The organism is Bacillus pumilus (genome assembly GCF_024498355.1).
Lineage (GTDB): Bacteria > Bacillota > Bacilli > Bacillales > Bacillaceae > Bacillus > Bacillus pumilus_P.
Genome location: NZ_CP101833.1, coordinates 1,478,646 through 1,490,883, shown reverse-complemented (window position 1 = coordinate 1,490,883; position 12,238 = coordinate 1,478,646). Strand labels below are relative to the sequence as shown.

Here is a 12,238-nt window from a genome sequence, read left to right as displayed (position 1 = left end):
TGTTTATTCTACCCCCAGCATTTTTTTATATCTTGGTGCGACTCTGTCTCTTCGCAGATGCTCTGCAAGGACGATCGCTTTGATTCTTTCACAAGCAAGCGCGACATCATCGTTTTCAACGACATAGTCGTAAGCATCCATCATTTCAATCTCTTCTTTTGCAGCGGCCATTCGATTTCGAATGAGGTCCTCAGATTCTGTACCGCGAGTAATGATACGGTTTTGAAGTTCTGAAAGACTAGGCGGTGCAAGGAAAATAAAAAGACCTTCCGGGAAAGCTTCTCTTACTTGAAGTGCGCCTTGCACTTCGATTTCAAGGAAAACATCTTTTCCTTCACTCAGTGTCTGTTCTACATAGTCAACAGGTGTGCCGTAGTAATTCCCGACATATTCTGCCCATTCTAACAACTTTTTGTTTTCAATCATATGTTCAAATTCTTCCCTGGTTTTAAAGAAATAATCGACACCATTTCTTTCACCTTCACGCGGTTTGCGTGTTGTTACTGAAATAGAGTATTCAAATTTCGTATCTTCCTGGGAGAAAATGGCTTGTCTGACCGTTCCTTTTCCAACTCCCGAAGGTCCAGAGAGAACGATTAAGAGTCCTCTTTCTTTCATAATGGCGTATTACCCCTGCCCTTCATCTATGATTTCTTCTTTTACAGAAAGTCTTTGCGCGACAGTCTCAGGCTGAACGGCAGATAAGATGACATGGTCACTGTCCATAATGACAACAGCACGGGTTCTTCTTCCGTATGTAGCATCTATGAGCATGCCTCGATCTCTTGCGTCTTGTATCATTCGTTTAATCGGTGCTGATTCCGGACTGACGATCGAAATCATCCGATTCGCTGAAATGATGTTTCCAAATCCGATATTGATCAATTTTATGGTCATCTTCTTTCGTCCCCCTGTAATATAAACGTCTCTAGTCTCGCCGAAAGAGACGCACTGTAAACAGCATACACAATGACTATTCTATATTTTGCACTTGTTCTTTTATTTTTTCAATAGCACTTTTCATTTCGACCACCAACTTTGTTAAATGGTGATGGTTTGCTTTAGATCCAATCGTGTTCACTTCACGGTTGAGTTCCTGTACAAGAAAGTCAAGTTTCCGGCCGGCAGCGCCGCCTTGCATCAAAATTTGCTGAAATTGCTGAAAATGACTTTTTAATCTCGTGATCTCTTCTGTAATGTCACAGCGATCAGCAAAGATGGCAGCCTCTGTGGCCAGTCTGCTTTCTTCAAGCGCCTCTCCGATCCATTCTTGCAATCTTTGATTCAATCGTTCTTTGTACTGACTTACAACCTCTGGTGCAAAGACTTTTATTTCTTCTGTATAGGCCTCTAGTTCAGAGAGCCTCAGTTCACAGTCTTTTTGAAGTGATGCACCCTCTTGCTCTCTCATGAAGCAAAGCTCCTTGACAGCCGCTTCACAAGCGTCTATCAGCAAATGCTCCAGCTGCTCATTTCGGCTGACCGACTCTTCTACTTGAACAGCATGTTCCAGCTGAAGTAAGTCATGTGCATGCTGAATACCTGAAATGTGATAGCGGTCCTTGAGGTCTTTTGCGGCTTTCATATATTCATCAAGCAGCGGCCAGTCGATCTGTAAAGACCGGCTTGCTAGTTTACCGCCTTCAATCGTGACAAACAGCTCAATTCTACCACGCTGCACGTGACGAAGAATGATTTTTTTTAATGTATCTTCGAAATATAAAAGCGGCCTCGGCAAACGGGCATGAACCTCTTTAAAACGGTGATTGACCGATTTTAGCTCGACTGACACTGTCAGTTCTCCATCCGTTTTACTCGCTTGGCCGAATCCCGTCATACTGCGTATCATGTCAAAACACCCAATTCTTTCATATTAATAAAATGAAAAAGGTAATAGCAGACACTATTACCTCAAAATTATACCATAACGAATTATTTTTTTCTTGTCAAAAGTGATCCAGCCAATAAAAAAGTTGGCAGTGCAGACATACCGATGATCAGCAGCCAATCAATTGGTGCAATTGACACCGTTTTGAAAATTGGCTGAAGCGGAGGATAATAAATGACCACAAGCATCAGAAGAAGTGATGACAGAACAGCACCGATTAAATAGAGATTTCCAAATGGATTACGTTCAAAAATGGACCGTTCACTGCGGCAGTCAAATACATGAATGAGCTGCGCCAAAACGAGCGTACTAAATGCGACAGTCTGTGCATATTGCAGTTCGTTTGGATCGCGGTGATACACAAACATAAATGCTAACAGAGTGGCAAGCCCAATGAGGAATCCCCTTGATATGACCTTCCAGCCAAGCCCTCTAGCAAATATGCCCTCTTTCATGTTCCGCGGCTTCCTCTTCATGACATCGCCTTCTGGCTTATCCATTCCAAGTGCCATAGCTGGGAGTCCATCTGTCACAAGGTTTACCCATAAAATTTGAATAGGAACGAGTGGAAGCGGAAGCGCAAGGAGCATCGCAAACAGCATAACCAAAATTTCTCCAACATTTGATGCAAGCAAATAGCGTACAAACTTACGAATATTTTCGTAAATATTCCGGCCCTCATTAATAGCGGATTTAATGGTCGCAAAGTTGTCATCAAGTAAAATAAGGGAGGACGCTTCTTTTGCTACGTCTGTTCCTGTGATGCCCATGGATATTCCGATATCTGCTTGTTTAATCGCGGGCGCATCATTGACCCCATCACCTGTCATCGCCACAATATGGCCATTTTTTTGATAGGCCTTCACAATTCTCAGCTTATGTTCCGGGGATACCCGGGCAAAAACGTATACATTTTCAGCCATTTGCTCAAGCTCTTTGTCACTCAGCTGGTCCAGCGCTTTCCCGTCAAGAACCTTTCCTTGCTTCGGTAAAAGGCTCAGGTCTTTTGCGATGGCTTTGGCTGTTTCCACGTGATCACCTGTAATCATCACAGTTTTAATGCCAGCATCCCTGCACTCTTTGATCGCTCGCCTGACTTCAGGACGAGGTGGATCGATCATACCCTCTAACCCGATCAATGTGAGATCGGTTTCTGCCTGCTGAACAGATGTGATTTTTTCTGTCAAACCGACTTTTTTATACGCAATTGCAATGGTTCTAAGCGCTTGTCTTGCTAAGCCTTGAATCGCAGCTTCTGTTTCTTGCCTGTGAGTGGTTGAAAATGAGGCTGTGCGTCCGCCGTGCATGATATGACTTGAACGGTTCATCAGTACATCTGGCGCACCTTTTGCAATGACATACCGCTCTTTTTGATTCGTTTCGACGACGACTGACATCATCTTTCTTTCTGAGTCAAAAGGAAACTCCTCTACGACATGAAACCCAGCTTCTATGAATTGCTCTGTAAAACCCGCTTTACGTGCTGCGGTTAAAAGTGCGCCCTCTGTCGGATCTCCATCAAGGTTCATTTCTCCATCTTTTTCAACGATGGTCGATGTATTACAAAGTGCACCATATAATAAAACCTTTTGAAGGCTTGGATGTTTGTCAACATGGACAAGTTCTCCGTTTAAGGTGAAATCACCAGACGGCTCATAGCCCGTGCCAGAAATATTCCACGTTTTCCCCTCTGCCCACACATGTGTTACCGTCATTTTATTTTGCGTCATTGTCCCTGTTTTATCTGAGCAAATGATCGACGCGCAGCCGAGCGTTTCCACAGCTGGGAGCTTTCTGACAATTGATTTTTGTTTGATCATCCGCTGCACACCTAGGGAAAGAGCGACGGTTACAATCGCCGGCAGTCCTTCTGGAATGGCAGCAACAGCGAGAGATACACCCGCTAAGAACATATGATACAAATCATGTCCTTGCACAACGCCCAGAACGACTACGAGCACGGTTAAGAATAAAGCAGCAACAATCAAGATTTTCCCAAGCTGTTCGAGACGTCTTTGCAGCGGTGTTTCCATATTACCTGCAGCATCCAGCATACCGGCAATTTGTCCCATGGCTGTATTCATCCCTGTCCCAATGACAACACCCACGCCGCTTCCTCTCGTGACAAGCGTCCCCATAAATGCCATGTTCGTCAAATCTCCGAGCGCTACATGGTCTCGTGAAAGTGGACTTGCATGTTTCACCGCTGGGATGGACTCACCAGTAAGGGCTGACTCTTCGATCTCTAAACTCTTTGTTTCTAGTAATCTAATATCTGCCCCAATCCGGTCTCCGCTTGAAAACTTCACAATATCCCCTGGTACGAGGTGCTTAGACGGGATCTTGACCCACTCATTGTTTCTCCTTGCATATACATGCGGAGTCGATAATTCCTTTAGCGCTTGAAGGGATTTTTCCGCCCGGCGTTCTTGATAAAAGCCGAGTACACCATTAATCAGAACAATCGCTACAATCGCCCCAGCATCAATGTATTCACCTAAAAAAGCAGAAATAATCGTTGCCGCAAGCAAAATTAAGACCATAAAGTCTTTAAATTGCGCTAAAAAGATGATCAGAGCCGATGCCTTTTTCCCTTCCTGCAATTCATTTGGTCCGTGTTTTTCAAGCCGCTTTTGCACATCTTTTTCTGACAGTCCGTCACCTATCGATGTATTCATTGTTTTTAATAAATCGGTTTGGTTCAGTTCATGCCAATTCATTTGACCTCGTCCACTCCTCTTTTGTTCTCTCTCATATGCAGTGTTCTATAAGCCAGTTTATTCAGACTCGTCCTAAATCATGCTATAATAATAAGACTGCCTAAAGAACGAGAAAATGTAAGGTTCTTTCAGTAGATTTGTGTGAAAAAAGAGGGTGTATCCAACATGTCATTTGACGGCATTTTTACATACGGTATGACAAATGAATTGCAAGAGACATTAACTGGCGGGAGAATTTCTAAAATACATCAGCCATATAAGCACGAGCTGATTTTTCATATCCGGTCAAACGGGAAAAATCATAAGCTCCTTTTATCGGCTCATCCGAGCTATGCGAGAGTGCAGCTCACTGAGCATCATTATGACAATCCAAGCGAACCCCCAATGTTTTGTATGCTCCTCAGAAAGCATCTTGAGAGCGGATTTATTGAACGCTTCGAACAGGTTGGATTTGACCGGGTCATCGTGCTTCATGTGCGAAGCCGAAATGAAATTGGCGATGAACAGACGCGGAAGCTCTATATCGAAATCATGGGACGGCACAGTAATTTAATTCTTGTTGAAGATGAAACGCAGCAGATCATTGATGGTCTGAAACATCTTTCTCCATCTGTGAACAGCTACCGAACTGTGCTTCCTGGTCATGAATACCTGCTGCCGCCTGCACAGCAAAAATTGAATCCTTTTGAAGTGACGAAGGATGATATTTTAAAGCATTTGCGTTTTCAAGAAGGGAAAATCGCGAGTCAAATTGTCGATACATTCTCTGGGGTTTCCCCGCTGTTTGCAAAGGAAGCTGTTCACAGAGCCGGTCTTACCAATCAGGAAACGATTCCAAATACACTGCTTGACATGTTCCAGCTCATTCGGACGCATTCTTTTACCCCGCAGCTCACCAGAAAAGACGGCAAAGAGTATTTCTATTTATTAGAACTCCAGCATGTAAATGGCGAAATGAAGACGTTCGAATCTCTCAGCCAGCTGCTTGACCGCTTTTATTTCGGAAAAGCGGAAAGGGACAGAGTCAAACAGCAGGCGGCTGACCTTGAACGGTTTGTCGTGAATGAAAAGAAGAAAAATGAAAACAAGCTAAAAAAACTAAAAAGAACCCTTGAAGAATCTCAAAATGCGCATAAATACCAGCTCTATGGTGAATTGTTAACAGCCAATCTATATGCCATAAAAAAAGGGGATGAAGAAGCGACTGTCATCAATTATTACGATGAAGAAGGCGGAGAAATGACGATCCCGCTAAAAACAAACAAAACCCCTTCTGAAAATGCACAGGCGTACTTTACAAAATATCAAAAGGCAAAAAATGCAGTAGAGGCTGTAAATGAACAAATCAAGCGGACACATGAAGAGATTGTTTATTTTGAAGAGCTGATTCAGCAGCTGTCCTCTGCCTCGCCAAAAGATTTAGAGGAAATGAGAGAAGAGCTTGTTGAAGGGAAATATTTGCGCGCCAAACAAAAGCGGCACGCCAAAAAGAAAAAACCGGCGGCCATCCAGCTGGAAACGTACGAATCTTCTCAAGGCATTCCCATTTTAGTGGGGAAAAACAACAAACAAAACGAGTATTTGACCACAAAGGCTGCTGCTCGTGATGACATTTGGCTGCACACAAAAGATATTCCAGGATCACATGTCGTCATACGTCATCAAACACCTGATGAACAAACGTTGCATGAAGCGGCTCAAATTGCTGCCTACTTCTCTAAAGCAAAAGAATCCAGCTCCGTGCCTGTCGATTATACGAAAATCCGTCATGTGAAAAAACCAAACGGAGCAAAGCCGGGCTTTGTTACGTATGATCAGCAGCAAACATTATTTGTCACGCCTGATGAAGATGTTGTCCTAAAGCTTCGAAAATAAAAAAAGCCGATAAAATCTCATGTCGATTTTATCGGCTTTTTCTTTGTCGTTTTTTTCTTTCTATATAGAGAGCTTCAAGCGCGTCTACATCTTCTTTTTCAAGCAAGGTCTCGATTGCCTCAGCCAGCTGTTTTGTCCGGGCTGGGCTTGCACCGCTCGTCGAGACTGAAATCGTCACTTTCCCTGCTTTGACAATCTTTGGAACGATCACATTGCCTAACTCTGATTGGCTCACACAGTTGACAAGCTGATGCGGCAGCGCTGTTTGCGCAATCCATTCGTTCACCAAAGGGTCGTTTGTTGCAGCAACAATGAAAAATGCATCCTCCAAATCTTCAGCGCTCACCTTCTTTTCCTTCCAATTCAGCCCATATGCATCAATGAGATGGACCATTTCATCACAAATGTCAGGACTCACGACAGTTATGCGGCAAGGCTCCGTGCATAGCGCATTCGCCCTTCTTGCCGCTACCAGTCCGCCGCCGGCGATGAGCACTTGTTTATTGGTTAAATCAAGATGGACTGGAAGCATGGCTTTCTCCTTGGAAATGGAACGCATTCTCTTTGTTTAAAATGGTTTCTTGCACGCGTTCAATATAAGCGGCTTTCACATGCGGATGGAAGCCAATATACCGGCATACTCGTACATCCTGAAGTCGCTCTCTCGTCTGAACGGCCTCGCTTTCAATCTCTTTCATTAAAATGCCCGTAAACAACAGGTAAGGAACGATATACACAGGCGTATCGTCATCTGCTGTTAACTGCGCAAGAACATCTCGGTAATTTGGCTCACATGCCGTAATAAAACATGGAAGAACCTCTGCATGAGGGAGCAGGCTTCGGACATCGCCTGCAATGCCATACACATCTCGCTTCACATCCGGATCAGAGCTCCCGCGGCCAATCAAAAGAATCCGTGCTTTCTCTCCTTGATATCCAGCTTCTTCAATCCTTGCAACAACAGCCTTCGTCACTTCTTGATTCACCCCGATAGGTCTTCCGTATGTCACCTTCACTTGCGGGAAACGTTTTTGTCCTTTTTCAATCTCGACTGGGATATCTGATTTGGCATGCATGGCGGTTAAAAGGAGGAGCGGGACGATCGCAATGTGTGTTGCTCCTTTTTTCACACAAGTCTCAAACCCTTCTTCTATAGAAGGATTGGTCAACTCTAAAAAACAAATTTCTTGTATATCTGCTTCCACTAACGGCATACAGCTTTTCATAAAAGAAATGGCTTTATCTTGTGCTTCTTTCACTCTGCTTCCATGTCCAACATAAAGTACAGCCTGCTTCATTTGGCTTCTCCCTCTCATCCTGTTTTGATCAGACGAAAAGACACGATGTATCTACGTGTCTTTTCCCCTTCGTTCTTTATTTCTCGATCAGTGCAGGTTCAAACCAGCTCAGCTTTTGATGAAAATGAACGACGTCTCCTACAACAATTAAACTCGGATGCTCGATTCCTTCTTTTTCAACTGTTTCAGACAGCGTCGCTACAGTGCAGCAAGTCGTCTTTTGACTCGTAGTGGTTCCCCAGTGAATAAACGCAGCTGGTGTTTCAGGTTCCCGTCCATTTTTCAAAAGAAGCCGCTGCACTCTTTCTACGTTTTTGACGCCCATGTATATGACAAGGGTATCAATTCCCGTTGCCAGCGCCTCCCACTTTTCTTCAAAATGTTCATCCTTTTGATAATGTCCTGTGACAAAAGCGACATTTGAGCTGAATTCACGGTGCGTCACTGGAATGCCCGCATAAGCAGCCGCTGCAATACCAGAGGTAATCCCAGGGACGACCTCATACGGAATCCCGTGCTCAGCTAAGCATTCAATTTCTTCACCGCCGCGGCCAAATACAAAGGGATCGCCGCCTTTTAGACGAACGACAACGTTCCCTTTCTTTGCATGAGTCACAAGCGCTTCATTGATGGCTTCCTGTCTCATCGTATGATGATTTGGCAGCTTGCCGCAATAGATCAATTCCGCCTCCGGTTTGGCGTGGGCGAGAATCTCTTGATTGACGAGACGATCATATAAAATGACATCTGCCTGCTGTATTGCCTTATGGGCCTTCAATGTAATTAAGTCTGGATCACCCGGTCCGGCACCAACAATGTATACTTTCCCCATCGCGCTTTCTCCCCCTGCCATCAGCCGATTATTTCGCTCTTCCCTTTACATAATCAACGAGGCGCTGTTTGGACTCCTCGCGAGACCATTCACCTGTATCTAATACGAGCTCAGGTGCAGCTGGCTCTTCATATGGTGAATCAATTCCAGTGAAAAATGGAATTTCGCCGTTTCTGGCTTTTTTATATAACCCCTTTGGATCACGCTCTTCACACACGTTCAGATCACATTTCACAAACACTTCGTGAAATTCCCCATCATCGACTAACTGTCTAACAATTTGGCGATCTTCTTGAAATGGAGAAATAAAAGCTGTGATGACAATGGTCCCTTGCTCAACAAATAATTTCGCCACTTCTCCGATGCGCCGGATGTTTTCTTTTCTGTCATCATCTGAAAACCCTAAATCTTTATTGAGTCCATGTCGTACGTTATCGCCATCAAGGACTGTGACTTGGTAGCCTTGTTCAAACAGCTCTCTAGCCGCTGCATTTGCGAGCGTCGATTTGCCTGAACCACTTAGACCAGTGAGCCAGATGATGCCGCTTGTATGATTGTTTTTCTGTTGATATTCTTTTTTTGTAATAGATGAATCATGCCATACGATATGTTCGTTGCTCATGTCATACGCTCCTTTAAGATACCGTCGTTTTTAATCCTTCGATTAATGTTTCAATAACTTCTTTTCGGCTGAACGTGCTTGGTGGTAATTCACCGTTTCTCAGCATCGTTCGAACCTTTGTACCTGAAAGAATGACATGCTCACTTTTATCGTGCGGACATGTTTTTGGTGTTGCCATCGCTTCACATGTATTGCAGTAGAAGCTGTGTTCAAATTTTAACGGAGTAATGCCAATCTCTTCGCTTGTAAATTGATCAAATAGCTCCTGCGCCTCGTATGTGCCGTAATAATCACCAACACCTGCATGATCTCTTCCGACAATAAAATGTGTGCAACCATAATTTTTACGAACAAGCGCATGAAATATCGCTTCCTTTGGTCCAGCATAACGCATTGCAGCAGGAAAAACACCTAAAAAGACGCGATCTTTTGGATAATAACCGTTCAATAACACTTGATAGCTTTTCATTCTCACATCTGCTGGGATATCATCAGATTTTGTTTCACCAACAAGCGGATTTAAAAACAAACCATCGACTGTTTCTAGTGCTGTCTTTTGAATATATTCATGGGCACGGTGGACGGGGTTTCTCGTTTGGAACCCAACAATTGTTTTCCATCCATTTTCTTTAAAATGTTTTCTTGTTTCTTCTGGCTCATACGTAAATTGAGGAAATGGTTTTTCGCTTCGTTTCGTCAGTGTAATTTTACCGCCAATATACGTGTCACCGCGTTCAAATAATTTTTTCACGCCTGGATGATTGCGGTCATCTGTTTTATACACATTTACAGCTTCTTTTTCCTTATCTGGTGTGTATTGATCCTCTACTTCAATGATCCCGTATACTGTTCCATTGTACGATAGACGCACAATATCACCTTGGTTGATCTCGGCTGCCTTTTCCTTTGTGACTGGCAGCGTAATCGGAAGAGACCAAACGACACCACTTGCTAGCCGCATACTGCTGACAACTGCTTCATAATCAGCTTTTGTTAAAAATCCTTCAATTGGACTATACCCGCCAATTGCAATGAGTTCAAGGTCTGCAAAGGAAATCGCATCTAGTTCAATTTCCTTCGCAGCCGTGCTGAGATCATATTCTTCATTTACTCGATTCATTAATACGCCACCATGTGGTGTTAAACTCATTTGTCCATCTTCCTCTCAATGTTCATATTTATTAGATGTTAATAGTCGGATTTATAGTTAAATCCCGCCGCCCTGCTCATGAATAGAGCTGCTTTCATTTTTGACTGCCTTCATCAGACTCAGCGCACCGAGTGAGGCAAGCAGTACACTCATCATGATAAAAATAGAGTAATAATCTCCTTTTAGGAAAAGGCTCACCAGCAGATACGATAGGCTGAGTGATAAAAAGGGTGACACAACCCAGACCTTCAGCATCTTTTTCACGATATGTTTATGAAAAATGTTAGGTCCACCCTTTGCCATCCCAAGTCCGATAATGGACGAGGAGGTGATTTGAGTAAGTGGAACTGGCAGCCCAAAAATAGAGCTGACGATGACAAGTCCAGCGCCGGTACTCGATAACAAAATCCCTTCACCCGTTTGATAGCGGGTGATTTTCTTTCCGTTTGTTTCTAGCACTCTTCTGCCAAGCAACAGGGCACCAAGTGCGACGAAGATTCCGCCGTAAAGTGTTCCTTGCCCAACGGACAAGACGCTTGAGGCCACAAGCGGGCCGACTGCATTGGCAACATTGTTCATACCGGCTGAAAACGCCTCTAGAAATCCACTGATCATGAGCAAGACTGATAAAATCGCAGTGCTTTTTTTAGATAATGTGCGTTTAGGGAACATTCTGATGATTTTGACTACAGTAAAGGTGAAAACAAAGGCGACAAGTGGAATGATGATCCAAAAGGCCACAATGACTAAAATAGATTTCACATATAACACTTTATACGCGACTGCAACACCGACCACAGCCCCTACTGTGACCTCACTTGTTGATAAAGGGATGGCCATCAGATTCGCTATGAAGAGTGATAATGCGGCAGAACCAATGATGATACAAACAATTTCAATTGTAATCACAGATTCTGGCATAATACCAGAGCTAATCGTTTTGACGACCTCACCGCCGCCAATCACTGAACCTGCTAAAACTCCGACTGCACAAACGCTGAGTGCATAGATGGGCTTTTTAATTGCACCTGATCCATACGCAATGCCCATAGAAGCGGCTGCTCCGCTTGCGCCTATGTTTAAAGCAAAGAATAAACTAAATAAAATTGCGGCGATTTCCATACATTATGCTCCCTTACTCATGTAATCCGCACTCTGTCTTTGCTGTACCTGACCATCTGCCAGAACGCAAATCATCCGCAGTAAATGCTGGCTGTGTACACGGTGCACAGCCGATACTTGGGTATCCCTGGTCATGCAGCGGATTATAAGTAAGATCCTCTCTAGATGCATATCTCCATATGTCCTTCCACGTCCAGTGAATGAGCGGACATACTTTCACTGATTTGAACTTTTCATCCTGATTTAAAAAGTTCGTACCTGCTCGTTTTGGTGACTGCTCTCTTCTTAAGCCAGAAAGCCATGCCGGATAGCCAGATAGTGTCTCTTGCAAAGGAATGACCTTGCGCATATGGCAGCAGCTTTGAGGATTTGTTTCCCATAATTTTTCACCATGCTGCTCGTTTTGCTGTTCAACTGTCAGCTCAGGTGTTTTCAGTACGATGTCTAAACCGGGGTATCTTTCCTTTACCGCATCAATTGTATCGTACGTTTCCTTAAAATGCAGACCTGTATCTAAAAAGACAATTCTCGCATCCTTTTTTACTTTCGCAATAAGATCAATCAGGACAATGCCCTCAATGCCAAAACTGCATGCATAAACGAGCTGATCACCATAATGACCGTACGCCCATTTCAGCACGGATAGGGCCCCTTTATACAAATCGTCCTCTTGAAATGTAATGGACGGCTCTTGCCAATTTTCGTAAGTTAACATTGTTTCTCCCCTTCCG

Annotated in this window: 12 protein-coding genes; 1 reads left to right on the top strand and 11 read right to left on the bottom strand. The window is 43.8% G+C overall.

Features of this window, described 5'->3' with window-relative positions:
* Positions 1-3 precede the first annotated feature (3 nt).
* The 4 genes from gmk to NPA43_RS07445 form a co-directional block, all read right to left on the bottom strand.
* Complete coding sequence (gmk, locus tag NPA43_RS07460) at positions 4-618, bottom strand: guanylate kinase (protein ID WP_099725904.1); 615 nt, start codon at positions 616-618, stop codon at positions 4-6.
* A 9-nt stretch (positions 619-627) separates the two neighbouring features.
* Positions 628-897: an extracellular matrix/biofilm regulator RemA gene (remA, locus tag NPA43_RS07455; protein ID WP_008344898.1), complete on the bottom strand. Its 270-nt coding sequence runs from the start codon at positions 895-897 to the stop codon at positions 628-630.
* A gap of 76 nt (positions 898-973) precedes the next feature.
* The gene (locus NPA43_RS07450) at positions 974-1,849 is read right to left on the bottom strand and encodes a YicC/YloC family endoribonuclease (protein WP_099725905.1); all 876 of its coding nucleotides are present in this window, start codon (positions 1,847-1,849) and stop codon (positions 974-976) included.
* Between the two features lie 83 nt (positions 1,850-1,932).
* Positions 1,933-4,608, bottom strand: coding sequence for a calcium-translocating P-type ATPase, SERCA-type (locus NPA43_RS07445; RefSeq protein ID WP_099725906.1), 2,676 nt, complete (start codon positions 4,606-4,608; stop codon positions 1,933-1,935).
* 165 nt (positions 4,609-4,773) lie between these two features.
* Here NPA43_RS07445 and NPA43_RS07440 point away from each other — a divergent pair, with 165 nt between their 5' ends.
* On the top strand, positions 4,774-6,483 hold the full coding sequence (locus tag NPA43_RS07440; RefSeq protein ID WP_256499545.1) for an Rqc2 family fibronectin-binding protein: 1,710 nt from the start codon (positions 4,774-4,776) through the stop codon (positions 6,481-6,483).
* Positions 6,484-6,511: 28 nt separating this feature from the next.
* On the opposite strand, the gene NPA43_RS07435 is transcribed toward NPA43_RS07440, so the two are convergent.
* The 7 genes from NPA43_RS07435 to NPA43_RS07405 all read right to left on the bottom strand — a co-directional run bounded on the left by NPA43_RS07435 (position 6,512) and on the right by NPA43_RS07405 (position 12,222).
* The gene (locus tag NPA43_RS07435) at positions 6,512-7,015 is read right to left on the bottom strand and encodes a precorrin-2 dehydrogenase/sirohydrochlorin ferrochelatase family protein (RefSeq protein WP_256499544.1); all 504 of its coding nucleotides are present in this window, start codon (positions 7,013-7,015) and stop codon (positions 6,512-6,514) included.
* Positions 6,996-7,781, bottom strand: a complete 786-nt coding sequence (locus NPA43_RS07430; protein ID WP_256499543.1) for a sirohydrochlorin chelatase — start codon at positions 7,779-7,781, stop codon at positions 6,996-6,998. The genes NPA43_RS07435 and NPA43_RS07430 overlap by 20 nt, the downstream gene beginning before the upstream one ends.
* A 76-nt stretch (positions 7,782-7,857) precedes the next feature.
* On the bottom strand, positions 7,858-8,613 hold the full coding sequence (gene cobA, locus NPA43_RS07425; RefSeq protein ID WP_256499542.1) for a uroporphyrinogen-III C-methyltransferase: 756 nt from the start codon (positions 8,611-8,613) through the stop codon (positions 7,858-7,860).
* A gap of 28 nt (positions 8,614-8,641) precedes the next feature.
* Complete coding sequence (gene cysC, locus NPA43_RS07420; protein WP_099725911.1) at positions 8,642-9,235, bottom strand: adenylyl-sulfate kinase; 594 nt, start codon at positions 9,233-9,235, stop codon at positions 8,642-8,644.
* Positions 9,236-9,248: 13 nt separating this feature from the next.
* The gene (gene sat / locus NPA43_RS07415) at positions 9,249-10,385 is read right to left on the bottom strand and encodes a sulfate adenylyltransferase (RefSeq protein WP_099725912.1); all 1,137 of its coding nucleotides are present in this window, start codon (positions 10,383-10,385) and stop codon (positions 9,249-9,251) included.
* A gap of 57 nt (positions 10,386-10,442) precedes the next feature.
* On the bottom strand, positions 10,443-11,507 hold the full coding sequence (locus NPA43_RS07410; protein WP_249705505.1) for a sulfate permease: 1,065 nt from the start codon (positions 11,505-11,507) through the stop codon (positions 10,443-10,445).
* Between the two features lie 13 nt (positions 11,508-11,520).
* Entirely contained in the window at positions 11,521-12,222 is a 702-nt protein-coding gene (locus NPA43_RS07405) for a phosphoadenylyl-sulfate reductase (RefSeq protein ID WP_099725914.1), read from the bottom strand.
* Positions 12,223-12,238: the final 16 nt, after the last annotated feature.

Excerpts from the sequence above, each read along its gene's own strand:
- cysC (WP_099725911.1), bottom strand. The coding sequence starts at position 9,235 with ATGAGCAACGAACATATCGTATGGCATGATTCATCTATTACAAAAAAA.
- gmk (WP_099725904.1), bottom strand. The coding sequence starts at position 618 with ATGAAAGAAAGAGGACTCTTAATCGTTCTCTCTGGACCTTCGGGAGTT.
- NPA43_RS07405 (WP_099725914.1), bottom strand. The coding sequence starts at position 12,222 with ATGTTAACTTACGAAAATTGGCAAGAGCCGTCCATTACATTTCAAGAG.
- NPA43_RS07435 (WP_256499544.1), bottom strand. The coding sequence starts at position 7,015 with ATGCTTCCAGTCCATCTTGATTTAACCAATAAACAAGTGCTCATCGCC.
- sat (WP_099725912.1), bottom strand. The coding sequence starts at position 10,385 with ATGAGTTTAACACCACATGGTGGCGTATTAATGAATCGAGTAAATGAA.
- NPA43_RS07430 (WP_256499543.1), bottom strand. The coding sequence starts at position 7,781 with ATGAAGCAGGCTGTACTTTATGTTGGACATGGAAGCAGAGTGAAAGAA.
- remA (WP_008344898.1), bottom strand. The coding sequence starts at position 897 with ATGACCATAAAATTGATCAATATCGGATTTGGAAACATCATTTCAGCG.
- NPA43_RS07410 (WP_249705505.1), bottom strand. The coding sequence starts at position 11,507 with ATGGAAATCGCCGCAATTTTATTTAGTTTATTCTTTGCTTTAAACATA.
- NPA43_RS07445 (WP_099725906.1), bottom strand. The coding sequence starts at position 4,608 with ATGAATTGGCATGAACTGAACCAAACCGATTTATTAAAAACAATGAAT.
- NPA43_RS07440 (WP_256499545.1), top strand. The coding sequence starts at position 4,774 with ATGTCATTTGACGGCATTTTTACATACGGTATGACAAATGAATTGCAA.
- cobA (WP_256499542.1), bottom strand. The coding sequence starts at position 8,613 with ATGGGGAAAGTATACATTGTTGGTGCCGGACCGGGTGATCCAGACTTA.
- NPA43_RS07450 (WP_099725905.1), bottom strand. The coding sequence starts at position 1,849 with ATGATACGCAGTATGACGGGATTCGGCCAAGCGAGTAAAACGGATGGA.